The sequence below is a fragment of the Stenotrophomonas sp. YJH_SMC_29 genome, from assembly GCF_059371235.1.
This window is the reverse complement of the sequence record NZ_JCAFUK010000001.1, coordinates 663,235-681,140: the sequence shown is the minus strand read 5'-3', so window position 1 is coordinate 681,140 and position 17,906 is coordinate 663,235. Positions and strand designations below refer to the sequence as shown.

Here is a 17,906-nt window from a genome sequence, read left to right as displayed (position 1 = left end):
CTCGGCCAGCTCCACGGCTTGGTGCTTGAACTCATCGGTGTAGCTACGACGGGTGATACGGGACATAAGGGACCTCCAAGTGCGATCAAAGTATCGCTTCTTGGCGTCCGCTGACGGGGGGCCAGATCAGACACCCCCGCGAACCCACCCCGCCCGGCCTCTGACAGTTTCCGTGTGCGTCCAGCCACGGAAAAAGAAAAAGAAAATCAAAAGCGGGTCGCGCGCTGCGCGCGCGCGGTAATTCATCCTCTTTCCCCGTTCCCTCCACCGCTTTTGACATCCCAGCCGAGCAAGCTCGACTCTACGACGCGCGTGCCTCCGTCACCGGGAGACTGTCGAAGGCGGGGGACTGTGGGTTTGCGGGGTGTCCGCGGCATGGATGCCGTGGCCAAGCCCCCAAGGACGGGTTTACGGCGTCCCCGCAAACTCACAGTCCCCCGCCCGCCCTCAGTGCAACCCAGAGCCATGACTGTCGTTGCCGCTGCTGTTGCCCTGGCTTGAAACGGGTGCCGGGCAGCGCCCGGCCGGGTATCCTCTCCCTCTGATGTCCGACCTTGTCCATGCCAGCCGCGAAGCCCTCAGCGACGGCGGCGCGCTCGCCTCGCACCTGGATGCCTTTGTCCCGCGTCCAGCACAGCTGCACCTGACCGAAGCCATCGCCGACGCGCTGCAGCAGCGTGACCTGCTGCTGGCCGAGGCCGGTACCGGCACCGGCAAGACCTTCGCCTACCTGGTGCCGGTGCTGCTTTCCGGGCTGCGCACCATCATCTCCACCGGTACCCGCGCGCTGCAGGACCAGCTCTACCATCGCGACCTGCCACGCGTGCGCCAGGCGCTCGGCGTCGGCCTGCGCAGTGCACTGCTGAAGGGGCGCGCGAATTACCTGTGCCGCTACCGCCTGCAGCAGGCCCGCGGCGAACCGCGGTTCTCCAGCCCCGAACAGGCCGCGCAGTTCCAGCGCATCCTGGCCTGGTCCGGTCGCTCGGAGTTCGGTGACATCGCTGAGCTCGACGGCCTGGCCGATGATTCGCCGCTGCTGCCGATGGTCACCTCCACCGTCGACAACTGCCTGGGTACCGATTGCCCGTTCTGGGATGACTGCTTCGTGGTGCGTGCGCGGCAACGTGCGCAGGCCGCCGATGTGGTAGTGGTCAACCATCACCTGCTGCTGGCCGATCTGGCCCTGAAGCAGGACGGTTTCGGCGAACTGCTGCCGGGGGCGCAGGCCTTTGTCATCGACGAGGCACACCAGTTGCCCGAACTGGCTGCGCAGTTCTTCGGCGAGGGGTTCGGCATGCGCCCATGGCAGGAACTGGGCCGCGACTGCCTGGCCGAGGCGCACGGCGTAGGGGGCGCGCAGTCGGCCCTGCAGGAACCGGTGGATCAGCTGCAGCAGGCATTGCTGGCGCTGCGTTCGGCGATGGAAGGGCTGCCGCTGCGGGGTACGCAGTGGCGTGCGCTGGCCATGCCGCAGGTCCGCGACGGATTCGATACGGTGATGGCCGGCCTGGTGACGCTCGAGCAGGCTTTGCAGCCGCTGCGCGAAGCGGCGGCGGGCCTGGATGCCTGCCATGCACGGGCGCGCGAGGCGGTCTCGCGGCTCGGTCGCTGGCTGGGCGATGATGCGCCAGCGCTCGATTTCGATACCGACCCGGCCGACGCTGCCAGTCCCGCCGATGTGCTGTGGTACGAACTCACGCCGCGCGGGTTCCGCTGCCAGCGCACGCCGATGGATGTGTCCGGCCCATTGCGCGAGCATCGCGAACGCAGCCGTGCCGCGTGGATCTTCACCTCGGCCACGCTGACCGTGGGCGGTGGTTTCGACCATATCGCCACGCGCCTGGGCCTGGACGATCCCCACACGCTGGTCCAGCCAAGCCCGTTCAACTGGCCCGAGCAGGCGTTGTGCTACCTGCCCGAAGGCCTGCCCGATCCGGCGGCGCGCGGATTCGGCACCGCGCTGATCCAGGCCCTGCGGCCGGTGTTGCAGGCCTCGCAGGGCAGGGCGTTCCTGCTGTTCGCCTCGCACCGCGCCTTGCGCGAGGCCGCCGAGGCACTGCGGGATGGGCCATGGCCGTTGTTCGTGCAGGGCGAGGCACCGCGCGCAACACTGCTGCAGCGCTTCCGCGAGTCGGGCAACGGCGTGCTGCTCGGTTCGGCCAGTTTCCGCGAAGGCGTGGACGTCGTCGGCGAAGCGCTGAGCGTGGTGGTGATCGACAAGCTGCCGTTTGCGGCACCGGACGATCCGGTCTACGAAGCGCGGCTGGAGGCGATCCGCAGCCAGGGCGGCAATCCGTTCCGCGACGAACAGCTGCCGCAGGCGGTGATCGCCCTGAAGCAGGGCGTCGGCCGCTTGATCCGCAGCGAAAGCGATCGTGGTGTGCTGGTGTTGTGCGATCCGCGCCTGCTCAACCGGGGGTATGGCCGGGTCTTCCTGGATTCACTGCCGCCGTTCCTCCGCACCCGCAGCCTGGCCGATGTGCAGGCCTTCTTTGCGCCACAATGGGCGCCCGTGGCCGACGATGCGGCTGCTCCGGAGGCCACCGTGGCGGGCCCGGAGCCCACTCACGGTGCCACGTTCCCCCTGTTCTGACCCGATCCGATGAAACTGCTCGCCTTTGAAACCGCCACCGAAGCCTGTTCCGTTGCCCTGCATGTCGATGGGCAGGTGCTGGAACGGTTCGAGATCGCCCCGCGCCGGCATGCCGAGCTGAGCCTGCCATGGGCCGAGGCGTTGCTGGCCGACGCCGGCATCAGCCGTCGCCAGCTCGATGGCATCGCGCTCAGTCGCGGCCCGGGTGCATTCACGGGCGTGCGCCTGGCGATTGCCATCGCCCAGGGCATCGCCCTCGCGCTGGACCGCCCGCTGCTGCCGGTCTCGACGCTGCAGGTGCTGGCGCTGCGCGCACCGGCCGGGGAAACGCAGCTCCTGTCGGCGATCGATGCGCGGATGGGCGAACTGTATGTCGCCCGCTTCGAGCGCGTGGACGGCCTGCCGGTGGCGCGCGATGCCGAGCGCGTCTGCGCGCCGGCGGCGGTGGCGTTGCCGGAAGGGCTGTCCGTCTACGGTGTGGGTACCGGTTTCGCCGCAGCCGAGGGTGCGCTGGTCGCGCAGCTCGGTACAGGCCTGCGCGGTTTCGACGCCACGGCATTGCCGCGTGCGTCGGACGTGCTCGCACTGGCGGTGCCGGCGTTCGCGCGCGGCGAAGCCATTGCACCGGAGAAGGTCGAGCCGGCCTACCTGCGCGACAACGTGGCACTGACCCTGGTCGAGCAGCAAGCCGCGCGCGAGGCGAAGGCGAAGGCCAACGGCTGAGCCCCTCGTGGCGGGATTGGTCGCGTAGATCAAAAGCCGTGGTTTGGCCGGGCGGGTGGGCTGCGCAGGGGGCGCTGCAAGTACGTCCCTGTAAGCTCGGTCGCCGCATCCATGCGGCTCACGCCCCTGCGCAGCCCACCCGCCCGGCCACTGACAGTTTCCGTGTGCGTCCGCCACGGAAAATCAAGAAAAGAAAAGTCAAAGTCAAAAGCGGGTCGCTTCGCTCGCATCCACGCGTGGCGTGGATGTGTGTCGACCAAGGTCGACACCTATCAACAGCGGAGCGGGACGTGATACGCCGCGATCTGTCAGAGGTGGGCGGTGTGGGCTTGCAGGACCGTTGGCGCCATGGATGGCGCCATCGAGCCCCCATGGATGGGTTTACGGCGTGTCCTGCAAGCCCACACCGCCCCGCCAAACTCAAAGCCCAACCGCCGCTTTTGACGTTGACGTTGACGTTGACGTCCAGCGGGTCCCGGGCCGCAGGCCCGGGCCACAAACCCTTACCGGTCGTCGTGCAGGGTGCCGCCCGGCAGGAACACCCACGTGCGGGTGACCTGCAGGATGTCGATCTCGTCCTCGGTCTTCGGCAACGGCGGGAACGGCTGGGCCAGCTGCACCACCCGCAACGCCGCCTCATCCAGCAGCGGCGTCCCGCTCGAACGCAGGATCCGGCTGCTCTCCACGCTGCCATCGCGGCGCACGCCGACGCTGATCACCACCTGGCCGCCGAGCCGGCGCTGCCGGGCCTCGTCCGGGTAATTCAGGTTGCCGACGCGCTCGGCGCGGTCGACCCAGGCGCGCAGGTAGTTGGCGTAGGCATATTCGCGCGTGCTGGCCGACACGAACTTGCGGTTCGGGCGCTTGGCGTACTGCGCCGAGCGCAGATGCACCTCGGCCGCCAGCCGCGCCATTTCGGCATCACGCTGCTCACGTGCCGTCAGCGGTGCATCCGGTTCCGGCTGCTCCGGTGTCGGGCGCGCCTGCGCCTGGGCCACCGCCTCTTCGCCGTTGCGGCTGCTGACCACCCGCGCCTGCGGCGGGGGCGCCGGGGCGGCCGACTGCTGCTGTTGCGGTACCGGGCTCAGTCCGGCCTGGGCCTGCGGCACGATGCCGGCCTGGTTGTCGCGTGGGCGCTGCGCACGGTCGTGCTCGCCACCGCCCTCCTGGCTGGCCGCGGCAAGGAAGTCGGCCTGCTTGGGCGTCAGCGCAGTGCGCGTCTGGCTGAAGATCACCTCCAGCGTCGGCACCAGGGGTGCATCGCCCTTCACCGCAAAGCCCACGCCCAGGATCAGCAGGGCGTGGACCACGACCGACAACGCAACGGTGGCGCCCAGCCGTTGCGCTTCGCGCCGCGGCGGCGGCAGGACGGCGGGTGCGGCCTCCATCAGCGCAGGCCGGCCTCGAGCGCGTCGAACAGGGTGCCAGCGATGTTCAGGCCGTACTGCGCGTCCAGCTCGCGCACGCAGGTCGGGCTGGTCACGTTGACTTCGGTCAGGTAATCGCCGATCACGTCCAGGCCGACGAAGCGCATGCCACGGCGCTTCATCTCCGGCCCGACCTGGGCGGCGATCCAGCGGTCACGCTCGCTCAGCGGGCGGCCTTCGCCGCGGCCGCCGGCCGCGAGGTTGCCGCGGAACTCGTCACCCTGCGGGATGCGCGCCAGGCAGTAGTCGACCGGTTTGCCGTCGACCAGCAGGATGCGCTTGTCGCCGGCCGTGATGTCGGGAATGAACTTCTGGGCCAGCGCCAGCCTGCGACCGCCGTCGGTCAGGGTCTCCAGGATCACGTTCAGGTTCGGATCGCCCTGGCCGCTGCGGAAGATCGAGCGGCCGCCCATGCCGTCCAGCGGCTTCAGCACGGCCTGGCCGTGTTCCAGGGCGAAGGCCTTCAGCGCCTTGGCATCGCGGCTGACCAGGGTCGGCGGGCAGCACTGCGGGAACAGCAGGGCGGCCAGCTTCTCGTTGTAGTCGCGCAGCCCCTGCGGGTTGTTGACCACGCAGGCGCCGGCGGCGGCGGCCACGTCCAGCACCTGGGTGTCATAGACGTACTCGGCGTCGACCGGCGGGTCCTTGCGCATCAGCACGATCTGGCCGGGACCGAACGCGGTACGGCTGAACGCGCCCAGCTCATACCAGCCGGCCGGGTCGTCGCGCACCTGCAGCGGCGCGGTCTGGGCGACCGCCACGCCACCTTCCAGCGCCAGGCCGCCCGGTCGCACGTAGTGCAGGGCATGGCCGCGGCGCTGGGCTTCCAGCAGCATGGCGAAGGTGGTGTCCTTGGCGATCTTGATGTGGGCGATGGGATCCATCACCACGATGACGTTCAACGGCATGGGCGCACCTGTCAGGCAAGGCGTTGATGGTAGCGGCAACGCTGGCCGCGCGCCTCCCCGGCGGACTGCAACGCAGCGTCCGCCTGCCGGCGGCGCAGTCATTGCGAACCCGGTCACGTTCAGCCCGGTGCTACCCCCTGCGCGGCAGGCCGGCCTTGAAGCGGGCGCGGAAAGTGCGATATAGATACGCTTTCGCAGCGGCTCCCGCCAGAGATTGGGCCGTGCGCTTGGGGATAGGCAATGACTGAAAACACGACTGCGGGCGGGGAACTCGCAGGACTCCGGGTGATGGTCATCGATGATTCGAAGACCATCCGCAGGACTGCGGAAACGCTGCTCAAGCGCGAAGGCTGCGAGGTGGTCACCGCCACCGACGGCTTCGAAGCGCTTGCCAAGATCGCAGACCAGCAACCGCAGATCATCTTCGTCGACATCATGATGCCGCGCCTGGATGGGTACCAGACCTGTGCGCTGATCAAGGGCAACCAGCTGTTCAAGGCGACCCCGGTGATCATGCTGTCATCCAAGGATGGTCTGTTCGACAAGGCGCGGGGGCGCATCGTCGGCTCGGAGCAATACCTGACCAAGCCTTTCACGCGCGAAGAACTGCTGGGTGCCATCCGCACATACGTCAACGCCTGACCAGGGGGGAAAGGCACAATGGCTCGTATCGTCCTGATCGAGGATTCACCGACCGACCGCGCGGTGTTCACCCAGTGGCTGCGCCGTGCCGGCCACGAGGTGCTGGAAGCGGACAACGCCGAGGATGGCCTGCAGCTGGTCCGCGACCAGGTGCCGCAGCTGGTGCTGATGGACGTGGTCCTGCCCGGCATGAGTGGCTTCCAGGCCACCCGGGCGATGGCCCGCGATGCGGCGATCAAGCACATCCCGGTGATCATCGTCAGCACCAAGGCGATGGAAACCGACAAGGCCTGGGGCCTGCGCCAGGGCGCGGCCGATTACATCGTCAAGCCGCCGCGCGAGGATGAACTGATCGCGCGGATCAACGAACTGGTGGCCTGATGCGCTCGCCCTTCGACATTCTTGAAGCCTACGAACGACGCAGCCTGGCCCATGCAGTGCAGCTGCCCGGGCGGCAGTTCGCCCAGGACCTGTGGCGTGGCGTGGGTTACCGCGTCGGCCAGCGCCGGCTGGTGTCCGATTTCCGCGAAGTGGTGGAAATCGTGCCGATGCCGCCGGTGACCCCGGTACCCTGCGCGCAGCCCTGGCTGCTGGGCGTGGGCAACCTGCGCGGCAACCTGTTCCCGGTGGTCGACCTGAAGTACTTCCTGGAAGGCACGCGCACCGTGCAGCAGGAAGGCCAGCGCGTGCTGATCATGCGCCAGGCCGGCGGCGACGTCGCACTGACCATCGATGAACTGTTCGGCCAGCGCAGCTTCGAGCTCGACCAGCAGATCGAAGCGGGCACGCTGGCCGAAGGTCGCTACGGCCATTTCGTTGACCGTGCCTTCCATGCCGACGGCCACGACTGGGGCGTGTTCTCGCTCTCGCTGCTGTCGCGCACCCCTGAATTCCGGCAAGCCGCGGCCTGAGGCCGGGCATCGCCCCCTGCATTGAAGATCGAGGTTGAACGATGAGTACTGCTTCGGACGCCACCAAGACCGGCAAGCTGCGGCTGGGCGGCAGCAACCTCTGGCTGTTCCTGCTGCTGGCATCGATGATCCTGTTCGGCGTCAATACCGGCGTCGCCACCTGGCAGGGCAGTCGCCTCGCCGACGCCGGTTCCAAGGCCGCCGACCTGCAGGTGCTGTCGCAGCAGCTGGCCAACCAGGGACGTGACGCGGTCGGCGGCAATGCCCAGGCCTTCACCGCCTTCAAGGCCACCCGCAACGCGATCGAACAGAACGTGTCGACGCTGCAGGGCCGCTATGGCAAGGAGCCGGGCGTGTCCGGCGCCATCGCCACCCTGGGCGAAACCTGGGCGCCGCTGGGCAAGCAGGCCGGGCAGCTGGTGGCCAGCGAGCCGGCGGTGCTGGCGCTGGCCGGCAATGCCAACAACTTCACCGGCGCGGTACCGGGCCTGCAGGCCCAGCTGAACGAGCTGGTGCGCGCGATGTCCGCCTCCGGCGCCCCTTCGTCGCAGGTGTACAGCGCACTGCAGCAGGTGGTGGTGGCCGGTTCGATGGCGCGCCGCGTGACCGAAATGCGTGCCGGTGGCAGCGCTGCGGCGACCTCCGGTGATGCGCTGGCGCGTGACATCACCGTGTTCTCGCAGGTGCTCGACGGCCTGCGCAACGGCAACGAGGAACTGGGCATCACCGCCGTGCGCGGCGGCGCCGCCGTGGCCGCACTGGAGCAGTCGCAGCAGAAGTGGGAAGCGATGAAGCAGGACGCCGACGCGATCCTGGCCAGCTCGCGCCAGCTGTTCGCGGCGCAGTCCGCCGCCACCGCGCTGGGCCAGGGCTCGGCCCACATGCTGGACGACAGCCGCAAGCTGTTCGATGCGTTCTCCTCGTTCGGCTCGGTCTCCGACACCCGCCTGTTCCCGAACTTCTGGATCGGCGTGGTGTCCGGCGCGCTGTCGCTGATCGCGATCATCGGCTTCGTCTCCACCAACGTGCGCAGCCGCTCGCGCGAGCAGGAACTGCGCTACCAGACCCAGGTGGAATTCAACAGCCGCAACCAGCAGGCGATCATGCGGCTGCTGGACGAAATCTCCTCGCTCGGTGAGGGTGACCTGACGGTGAAGGCGTCGGTGACCGAGGACATGACCGGCGCGATCGCCGACGCGATCAACTATGCGGTGGACGAACTGCGCCACCTGGTGACCACCATCAACGACACCTCGGCCAAGGTCGCGATGTCCACCCAGGAAACACAGGCCACCGCGATGCAGCTGGCAGAGGCGGCGGGCCACCAGGCCAACCAGATCACCTCCGCCTCGGACCGCATCGGTGAAATCGCAGCGAGCATCGAGCAGGTGTCGCGCAACTCGGCCGAGTCTGCCGACGTGGCACAGCGCTCGGTGGTGATCGCCGCCGAAGGTGCCGGCGTGGTGCGCGAGACCATCCAGGGCATGGACCAGATCCGCGACCAGATCCAGGAAACCTCCAAGCGCATCAAGCGCCTGGGTGAGTCGTCGCAGGAAATCGGTTCGATCGTGGAACTGATCAATGACATTTCCGAGCAGACCAACATCCTGGCGCTGAACGCGGCGGTGCAGGCTGCGTCGGCGGGTGAAGCCGGCCGGGGCTTCGCGGTCGTGGCCGACGAAGTGCAGCGCCTGGCAGAACGTACCTCGGGTGCGACCCGACGCATCGAAAACCTGGTCCAGGCCATTCAGGCCGATACCAACGAAGCGGTCACCTCGATGGAGCAGACCACGGCCGAAGTGGTGTCCGGTGCGCGCCTGGCCGAGGACGCCGGTACCGCGCTGACCGAGATCGAGCGCGTGTCCAACGCCCTCAATACCCTCATCAAGAACATCTCCATCGCCGCCCAGCAGCAGTCGGCCGCGGCCTCGGACATCACCCGCACCATGGGCGTGATCCGGCAGATCACCGGCCAGACCTCGCAGGGTGCCGGGCAGACCGCAGAGTCGATCGGCCACCTCGCGCAGCTGGCGGCGGACCTGCGCCGTTCGGTCGCCGACTTCAAGCTGCCGGCGTGACGCGGGCAGGGCGGCGAGCAAGGAACCAGTCGATGAAGCATTTCCATTCCCCACGCCAGAACTCGCGCGGCCACCGCGCGGCGGCGAACGGAGCGCGTCCATGAGCAGTCTGCGCGATGCGATGAGCCACGCAGCACTGGGCTGGGTCAAGCCCGAGCTGGATGAGACCCTGCGCCAGGTGCGCAACGAGGTCGAGTACTACGCGGAAGACCCGAGCGATGCCAGCCGCATGCGCATCTGCGCCGGCTACCTGCACCAGGTGCAGGGCACCCTGCGCATGGTCGAGCTGTATGCCCCGGCGATGGTGGCCGAAGAGCTGGAGCAGCTGGCCAATGCCATCGGCGCCGGCCAGGTGGCCGACCGGGACGAAGCCTGCGCGACCCTGATGCGTGGCAGCGTGCTGCTGCCTGACTATCTGGAGCGCCTGCAGAACGGCCATCGCGACATTCCGATCGTGCTGATGCCGCTGCTCAACGAGATCCGTGCGTCGCGCGGCGAAGAAGGCGTCAATGACAGCGTGCTGCTGGCCTTTGCGCCGGACAGCGTCACCGCCACCGAGGCCGAGCTGGACCATGCCCGGGGCAGCCTGAGCGGGCGCAACCGCGAACTGCTCGACACGGTCGGCAGTGCGGTGAAGGAAGAACTGCTGCGCATCAAGGATGCGCTGGACCTGCACCTGCGCACCGGCGGTGCGCCGGAACAGCTGCAGACCCAGGCCAACGAGCTCGGCGCCGTGGCCGACACGCTGGGCATGATGGGCCTGGGCGTGGCCCGCGGCGTGGTCGTGCAGCAGCGCGACGCGCTGCGTGGCGTGGTCGAAGGCCGCCAGCAGATCGACGAGAACCTGCTGCTGGATATCGCCGGCGCGCTGCTGTACGTCGATGCGTCGCTGGACGATCAGGTCGCCCATCTGGGCGCCGGCGGCAGTGGCGAGGACGACCCGAGCGCGGTCGAGAACCGGCGCACGGTGGAAGTGCTGGCGCATGAAGCCATCGCCAACTTCGCCGCCGCGCGCGAGCATTTCGTCGCCTTCATCGAAACCAGCTGGAACCATGCCGAGCTGCAGGATGTCCCGCGCCTGCTGGGCGACGTGTCCGGCGCCCTGCGCATGCTTGACCTGGGTACTGCCGCCGACTACCTGCGCGGCGTGCAGCAGTACATCGAGGCCGAGCTGATCGGCCGCCAGCGCGTACCCAGCGGCCGCCAGCTGGACACCCTGGCCGATGCCATGGCCAGCCTGGAGTACTACCTGGAAGCGCTGCGCGACCGCCGCCCGGGTCGCGAAGACATCCTCGAAATCACCCGCAGCAGCCTCGAGGCACTGCGCTACTGGCCGCTGCCCGAACGCAACGCTGCCGCACCGGAAGCGCCGGCACTGCTGCCGGTTGAACGCGAGCCGGTTGAACGCGAGCCGGTTGCGTTGCAGGCCGAGCCGCTGCGGCCCGAGCGCATCGAGGTGCCGGTGCAGCCTGCTGCGCCCGCGGCCGGCGACGTGCCGGTGCCGCTGCCGGACTTCACCTTCGATCCGCCGCCGGCCACGCCGGCACCGAGGGTGCCCGACAACAGCCTGATGTTCGGCGCGCTGGGCACCGCAGGCGTCGTGGCCGCCAGCCCGTTGGATGCTGGCGCCTCGCCGCTGCCAACGCAGGAAGATGCCGAGGCAGCACTGGTCTTTGCCGCGTCCAGCGCACCTGCGCCGGATGTCCCGCAGTGGGAGCTGGCGCCGTTCTACCCCGAAGCCGAAGCGCTCGCGACCGCCGACGAACGCGCGCCGACGTTCGCCAGTTTCGATCCCGTCAGCTTCGAACTGGCCGACAGCGATCACGCCGGTGCACCGCAGTGGTCGCTGTCCGAGGCGCCACAGGTGCTTGAGGATGTCGATGCGCCTGCCAGCGACGAGCCGACCGACGCAGTGCTGGCCTCCGTCGCCGAGTTCGATGCTGCACCGGTGTTCGATCCGGTCGCCGCGGAACAGGATGCAGTTGCGGTGGCCGATGACGTGGTGTTCCGCTTCGACGCCGATGCACTGGACAACGCTGACGATGTCCTGTCGCTGCATGCGATGGAGACGCTGTCGCTGGATGACGACGCCGGGTTGCCGGCTTCGCTGGAGTTTGCCGATGCGGTGATGCCGCCGCAGGCCGATGCCGTGCCGGCGACGGAGCCCGGGATGGATGCGGCCGTGGATGAGCCGCCGGCACCATCCATTGCGCAGCCGACGCCCGAAGAGGCGGCTGCGACTGCAGAAGCGTCCGCTCCGGCCGTGTCGGTGATCGATATCGACACCATCGCGCCGATCGATTTCAGCGAAGCCGATGCCCAGTTCTTCGCCGAGCTGAGCGCGGCGGCTGCCGATTTCAATCCGCAGGCGATGGCCGCGGCTGCACCTCCGGAAACGGCGGTTGCGGATGCGGCCGACGCCGACGCCGACGCAAATGCGGGCTTCGACGCCGGCTTTGACGACGATGCCGAGAACATCGACGAGGACATCCGCGAGGTGTTCCTGGAAGAGTTCGACGATGAGTTGGCCAACCTCGGCACGCTGCTGCCGGCGTGGCGCATGCAGCCGGACAACATGGACCGGCTGCGTCCGATCCGCCGCATCTTCCACACCCTCAAGGGCAGCGGCCGCCTGGTCGGCGCGCGTACCCTGGGCGAGTTCGCCTGGAAGATCGAAAGCATGCTCAACCGCGTGCTGGATGGCAGCCGCGCCGCGTCGCCGGCGGTGCTGGCCATGGTCGACAACGCCCATGCGGCGCTGCCACAGCTGAACGCGGCGCTGCGCCACGGCCAGCGCATCAGCGTCGACCTGCAGGCCATGCAGGCCATCGCCGATCGCGTCGGTGCAGGCGAGGAAACCTACTACGTACCGCTGCCGGGCGCTGCGGCACCGGTGGCGGCGGAGACCAATGCCGACGCCGAAGACGAGATCAGCCGCATTCTCGAGGCCGAGGCTGCAGGTCCGGAAGCGGGCGAAACCGCCGAGGCCGAGGCCATCGGCACGCCGGCCAACATCGACAGCGTGCTGCGCGAGATTCTCGAGGCCGAGGTGGAAGTCCACCAGGCCACGCTGCAGGACTGGCTGCGTTCGGCGCAGCAGGCGCCGCTGCCGGTCAGCGATGCACTGCTGCGCGCGGTGCACACCATGAACGGCGCCTTCGCGATGACCGAAGTGCCCGAGATTACCGCCGTGACCGGCGGGGCCGAGTCCTACATCAAGCGCGCCCTGGCGGCCGAGGTGGTGCCCGGCGAAGACGCCGTGGCCGCCCTGGATGCGACCGCGCAGGCGATCACCGCCACCATGGAAGCGCTGCAGGCCGAACAGCCGCGCATCGCGCCGCAGCAGGTGTTGGCGCAGCGCCTGCAGGCGCTGGCCGGCGAACTGCCGGAAGCCCGCTGGCCGATGGTTGGCCTGGAAGCCGACGACGACGAGCTGGCGCTGGAGGACGGACCGGCGGCGGAATCGGAGGCGGACGCATCGGCGCCCGTCGACGTCGAAACCGATGCCCTGTCGCTGTCGCCTGCCGAACCGGCACCGGAGCACGACGCGCCTACCGATGCTGGGGCTACCGCAGTGGCCGACGCGGCGGTCGAGGCCGGGCTGGAGGTGGGCGAGTTGACTGCCAGCGACGACCTGTCGCGCTATTTCGATGCGGAATGGCCGTCCGCGCCGGGCGAGGGCGAGCTGGGCCTGCCGGAGGGTGAATCGATCCAGGCCGCGGAGGTGGCACAGGAAGCCGAGGCGGATAAGGTCGAGGCGGAGGCAGAGCGCGTGTTGCCGTTGTCCGACGAGGCGGGGCTGACCGTCGTCGACGATCTGTCGCCCTACCTGGACGCCAGTGCGCTGCCGGTCGACGACCGCGATGCGGAAGAAGATCCGACGACTGTCGAATCCGTCGCCCCTGACCTGAATGGGGCAGCGCCGGAGCGTGCAGACCTCGCCGACGCGGTGGAGTTCGAGACGCCTGTTGCACTGCCACTCGACAGCGAGCTGTCGAGCCTGCAGGATGAAATGGCTGCGCCGGGGTTTGCAGAACCGGTCTCGCTGGAAGCCGCGCTCGAGGCCGGCCTGCACGTGATCGACGAAGAGCAGCCCCTGGCCGACGACGGGCAATGGCCCGTGCTCGGCCTGCAGGCCAGCGAACTCGCGCCGGGCGAGGCGGAAGCCTTTGCCGAGGATGCGGACGTCGGCGGGGAGGCGGCGATCGGTGAAGGAGAGAGCGCCGATCAGCCGTCCCCGGCGACGGTGAACGAGCAGGCGGCCGCGGACGCAGTGCCGGGCATCGCCGAACCGGTGCGCTTCTTCGAAATGGAAGACGCGCCGGGCCAGGCCGAAGGCCACGCCGACATCGGCAACGCCGGGGCGGTTGCCGCATTGGATGACGTGGAAGCCGATCCGGCCGTAGGCGTCGCATCTGAACCCGAGGCAGCCGAGGCTGCTGCCGCGGCGGTGACGGAAGAGAGTGCCGATGCGCTTGACTTCAGCGTCTATGATCGCGAACTGGTCGACATCTTCGTCGAGGAAGGCAAGGACCTGCTCGACCATTGCGATGGCCTGATCAGCGAACTGCGCGATGCGCCGCAGGACCGCGAGGTGCTGGCCGGCCTGCAGCGTGACCTGCACACCCTGAAGGGTGGTGCACGCATGGCCGGCATCAACGCTATCGGCGATCTGGGCCACAGCATCGAATCGTTGCTGGAAGCCGTTGCCGCCGGTCGCACCGACATCGAACGCCGCGATGTGCAGTTGCTGGAGCGCGGGTTCGATCGCCTGCACCAGCTGCTGACCCGCACCGGCGACCACCGCGTGGTGGAACCGGCGCAGGACCTGGTGGACGCGTTCGAAGTGCGCACCACCACCGACATCGCCGCCGCTGCGGCGGCGTCCGCAGCCGCAGCGGCAGCCGCGAACGAAGCCGCTGTTGCCGAAACGGCGCGGGCACCGGACGCGGTCCCGGCACCGGCCCTGCTCGATGCGCCGTTGTCGGCGCCGCTGCCGGCCGAAGGCGGGGTCGATGAAGATCCGCTGGCACGCCCGCAGCAGGAACAGGTGCGCGTGCGCGCGGATCTGCTCGACCGCCTGGTCAACCATGCCGGTGAAGTGGCGATCTACCGTTCGCGGCTGGAACAGCAGCTGGGTGCCTTCCGTGGTGCCATGGGCGAACTGGAGCGCACCAACGCGCGTCTGCGCGACCAGCTTCGCCGCCTGGACCTGGAAACCGAAGCGCAGATCGTCGCCCGCTACCAGCGTGAGCAGGACCAGGCCGACCAGAAGTTCGATCCGCTGGAACTGGACCGCTTCTCCACCCTGCAGCAGCTGAGCCGGGCGCTGAACGAATCGGCGGCCGACCTCGGGGGCCTGCAGGGCGTGCTCGACGATCTGTCGCGCCAGTACGACTCGCTGCTGCAACAGCAGTCGCGTGTCAGTTCCGAACTGCAGGATGGCCTGATGCGCGCGCGCATGGTGCCGTTCGACGGCCTGGTGCCGCGCCTGCGTCGCGTGGTCCGGCAGTCCGGCATGGACACCGGCAAGCAGGTGCACCTGACCCTGGAAGGCACCCACGGCGAACTGGACCGCAACGTGCTGGATCGCATGGTCGCGCCGCTGGAGCACATGCTGCGCAACTCCGTGGCCCACGGCCTGGAAGCGCCCGAGCAGCGTCGCGCCGCCGGCAAGCCGGAAGAGGGCGAGGTCGCCATCCGCCTGCATCGCGAAGGCTCGGAAATCGTGCTGGAAGTGGCCGATGACGGCGCGGGCCTGGATCGCGAAGCGATCCGCCGGCGCGCCATCGATCGCGGGCTGCTGGCAGCCGATGCGCAGCCCAGCGAGCAGGACCTGGACAACCTGATCTTCGCCTCCGGCTTCTCCACCGCCGACCAGGTCAGCCAGCTGGCCGGCCGCGGCGTGGGCATGGACGTGGTGCGCAATGAAGTGCGCCAGCTCGGCGGCTCGGTCGACATCCAGTCGGTGCGCGGCCAGGGCGTGCGTTTCACCCTGCGCCTGCCGCAGACGCTGGCCGTCACCCAAGCGGTGTTCGTGCAGATCGGCGACACCACCTTTGCCGTGCCGGTGGCCTCGGTCAGTGGCATCGGTCGTCTGTCGCGCGAGCGTTTCGAGGCCGCCGACAGCAGCTACCGCTACAGCGGCGAAGACTATCCGCTGTATGACCTGGGCAGCCTGGTCGGGCAGGCCCCGGCGCGGGCGGATGGGCAGGACCAGGTGCCGCTGTTGCTGGTCCGTGCCGGTGACCTGCGCGCGGCCGTGGCGATCGACCAGGTGCTGGGCAACCGCGAAATCGTGGTCAAGCCAGTCGGCCTGCAGATCGCCTCGGTACCGGGCATCTACGGTGCCACCATCACCGGCGATGGCCGCGTGGTGGTGATCCTGGACGTCGCGCCGCTGGTGCGCCGCTTCCTGGCCAATCCGACCGCACCGGTGCTGGCCAATGCGCCGCGTGACGAACGCCAGGTGCCGCTGGTGATGGTGGTCGATGATTCGCTGACCATGCGCAAGGTGACCGGTCGCATCCTCGAACGGCACAACTTCGAAGTCAGCGTCGCCCGCGATGGCGTGGAAGCACTGGAGCGGCTGGAAGAGCGCGTGCCGGACCTGATGCTGCTGGATATCGAGATGCCGCGCATGGACGGCTACGAGCTGGCCACCGCGATGCGTGCCGACCCGCGCTACAAGGATGTGCCGATCGTGATGATCACCTCGCGCAGCGGCGACAAGCACCGCCAGCGCGCCTTCGAGATCGGTGTCCAGCGTTACCTGGGCAAGCCGTACCAGGAACTGGACCTGATGCGTAACGTGTACGACCTGCTGGGGATCGCCCGTGTCCGTGAGTGAAGCCCATCCGGCCCCGGCCGTTGCCCTGCTGGCGCGCCCCGGCGCGGCGCGTGAGCGCCTGCGCGAAGCGCTGTCGCATGCGGATGTGCAGCTGGTCCTGGAAGATGATCCGAACGGCCTGGAGCCACAGGTCCTGCAGGCTGCGGACCCGCAGTTCGTGGTGATCGCGCTGGAAGCGGCGATCGAGGACGCGCTGGAACGCCTGGAAGCTGTCCTCTCCGCCCCCGGGCTGACCTTGGTGTTCGATGAAGCCGAGCTGGCCGCACGCCGCGATGGCTGGGAGGCCCAGCGTTGGGGCCGGCATCTGGCCGCCAAGCTGCACGGACACCAGCAGGTGTTGCCGCCGGGTGCCGAGGACGAACCGGGCCTGCAGCTGGAGCCCGGTCATCCGGCGCCCGCGCCGGCACCACAGGAAGAAGCCCTGCAGCCGCACCTCGAACAGGCGCTGAGCTGGGCTGATGACGTCCCGGCCGACGGCCTGTATTCGCCGCCGACGAACCTGCACGAGCCGATCGCGCTCGAACAGGCCCTGGCGGCGCTGCAGCCGGTCGTGCCGTCGCCGCTGGATCCGCCGCCGCTGGCCGAGCCGGCGGCGCCCGCGGCACCACCGGTTTCGTTCGATCACACCGCCTGGTCGCTGGTCGACGAATCCAGCGAGTCCCCGGCACCGGCCGCCGTGGCGGCGCCCATGGCCGCGACGCAGCCGGCCTTTGATACCGATCATTTGAGCCTGGTCGACCTGGACGCTGCGGCACCGGTCGGTGCGCGGGCCGCCTCGCTGCTGGTGTTGGCCGGCATTGGCGGGCCGGATGCACTGCGTCGCCTGCTCGGCGCGCTGCCTGCATCGCTGAGCGTCCCGGTACTGGTGCACATGCGCCTGGACGGTGGCCGCTACGGCAACCTGGTCAAGCAGATGTCGCGCGTTTCGCCTCTGCCGGTGCAGCTGGCCGAGGCTGGCCAGCGCGCCGTACCGGGCGAGGTGCACGTGCTGGCCGATGACATCGGCGTGCGCGCGGCCGGTGATGGCCTGCATTTCCAGAGCGATGCCCAGGGCATTTCGCTCGCTTCGCTGCCGGCAGGGCACACCGCGCTGGTGCTGCTCAGTGGTGCCGACCTGGCCCACGTCGGTCCGGCACTGGATCTGGCGGCCGCCGGTGCATGGGTGGCCGGGCAGGTGGGCGAGGGCTGCTATGACCCGGCTGCGGCCACCGCAGTGGTCGCTGCCGGCATGGTGGCCGGCGAGCCGCAGGAACTGGCGCAGGCGATTGCCGCGCGCTGGGGCGAACAGCATGAGAACGGAGAGGCACCATGAGCTACGCCAGCAATGACGAAATCCGCGGCGTCCTGATCCAGGCCGGCAACGAGCGCGTGCTGCTGCCCAATGCCACCGTGGCCGAAATGATGTCGCGGGTACCGGTGCAGCCGGTTTCCGATGCGCCGCGCTGGCTGGTCGGCGAGATCGGCTGGCATGGCTGGCAGGTGCCGCTGGTGTCGTTCGCGCGGCTTTCGGGGCTGGGCGAAGAGGTGGTGGCCGGCCACAACAAGGTGGTGGTGCTGAAGTCCCTCAGCGGCAACGCGCAGCGCCCGTACTATGCGCTTCTGACGCAGAACTTCCCGCAGCTGATCTCGGTGCCACGCGATGGCCTGCTGGCCGACGCCTCCGAGGAAACCCTGCCGCAGACCGTGCACATGCGCGTGCTGCTGGGTGAGCAGAGCGCCCTGCTGCCGAACCTGGATGCCCTGGAAGCGGCGCTGGATTCGCTGGCGGCCTGAT

The 17,906-nt window shown here is 69.0% G+C and carries 11 protein-coding genes; 9 read left to right on the top strand and 2 right to left on the bottom strand.

Going from position 1 to position 17,906, the window contains the following annotated elements:
- The first annotated feature begins 544 nt into the window (after nt 1-544).
- Nucleotides 545-2,593 (top strand): DNA repair helicase YoaA, encoded by a 2,049-nt coding sequence (yoaA, locus tag AC5P9I_RS03175; protein WP_130767839.1) that lies wholly within the window; start codon nt 545-547, stop codon nt 2,591-2,593.
- Between the two features lie 9 nt (nt 2,594-2,602).
- A complete protein-coding gene (tsaB, locus tag AC5P9I_RS03170; RefSeq protein ID WP_049470003.1) occupies nt 2,603-3,316 on the top strand; it encodes a tRNA (adenosine(37)-N6)-threonylcarbamoyltransferase complex dimerization subunit type 1 TsaB in 714 nt (237 codons plus the stop codon).
- A 503-nt stretch (nt 3,317-3,819) separates the two neighbouring features.
- Here the strand turns inward: tsaB and AC5P9I_RS03165 are convergent.
- Both AC5P9I_RS03165 and gshB read right to left on the bottom strand, forming a co-directional pair.
- Nucleotides 3,820-4,704 (bottom strand): energy transducer TonB family protein, encoded by an 885-nt coding sequence (locus AC5P9I_RS03165; RefSeq protein WP_049468077.1) that lies wholly within the window; start codon nt 4,702-4,704, stop codon nt 3,820-3,822.
- A complete protein-coding gene (gshB, locus tag AC5P9I_RS03160) occupies nt 4,704-5,651 on the bottom strand; it encodes a glutathione synthase (RefSeq protein WP_049468078.1) in 948 nt (315 codons plus the stop codon). The genes AC5P9I_RS03165 and gshB overlap by 1 nt, the downstream gene beginning before the upstream one ends.
- Nucleotides 5,652-5,891: 240 nt before the next feature.
- Here gshB and pilG point away from each other — a divergent pair, with 240 nt between their 5' ends.
- The 7 genes from pilG to AC5P9I_RS03125 all read left to right on the top strand — a co-directional run bounded on the left by pilG (nt 5,892) and on the right by AC5P9I_RS03125 (nt 17,905).
- Nucleotides 5,892-6,293: a twitching motility response regulator PilG gene (gene pilG / locus AC5P9I_RS03155; protein WP_005418455.1), complete on the top strand. Its 402-nt coding sequence runs from the start codon at nt 5,892-5,894 to the stop codon at nt 6,291-6,293.
- Between the two features lie 18 nt (nt 6,294-6,311).
- Nucleotides 6,312-6,674, top strand: a complete 363-nt coding sequence (locus AC5P9I_RS03150; RefSeq protein ID WP_005410717.1) for a response regulator — start codon at nt 6,312-6,314, stop codon at nt 6,672-6,674.
- Nucleotides 6,674-7,204: a chemotaxis protein CheW gene (locus AC5P9I_RS03145; RefSeq protein WP_049468081.1), complete on the top strand. Its 531-nt coding sequence runs from the start codon at nt 6,674-6,676 to the stop codon at nt 7,202-7,204. Before AC5P9I_RS03150 ends, AC5P9I_RS03145 begins: the two co-directional genes overlap by 1 nt.
- Nucleotides 7,205-7,245: 41 nt before the next feature.
- Nucleotides 7,246-9,282, top strand: coding sequence for a methyl-accepting chemotaxis protein (locus AC5P9I_RS03140; RefSeq protein WP_049468083.1), 2,037 nt, complete (start codon nt 7,246-7,248; stop codon nt 9,280-9,282).
- 100 nt (nt 9,283-9,382) lie between these two features.
- The gene (locus AC5P9I_RS03135; RefSeq protein WP_049468085.1) at nt 9,383-16,132 is read left to right on the top strand and encodes an Hpt domain-containing protein; all 6,750 of its coding nucleotides are present in this window, start codon (nt 9,383-9,385) and stop codon (nt 16,130-16,132) included.
- Nucleotides 16,119-17,444 (top strand): chemotaxis protein CheB, encoded by a 1,326-nt coding sequence (locus AC5P9I_RS03130; RefSeq protein ID WP_049468087.1) that lies wholly within the window; start codon nt 16,119-16,121, stop codon nt 17,442-17,444. The genes AC5P9I_RS03135 and AC5P9I_RS03130 overlap by 14 nt, the downstream gene beginning before the upstream one ends.
- Entirely contained in the window at nt 17,441-17,905 is a 465-nt protein-coding gene (locus AC5P9I_RS03125; protein ID WP_049468090.1) for a chemotaxis protein CheW, read from the top strand. Before AC5P9I_RS03130 ends, AC5P9I_RS03125 begins: the two co-directional genes overlap by 4 nt.
- Nucleotide 17,906 lies beyond the last annotated feature (1 nt).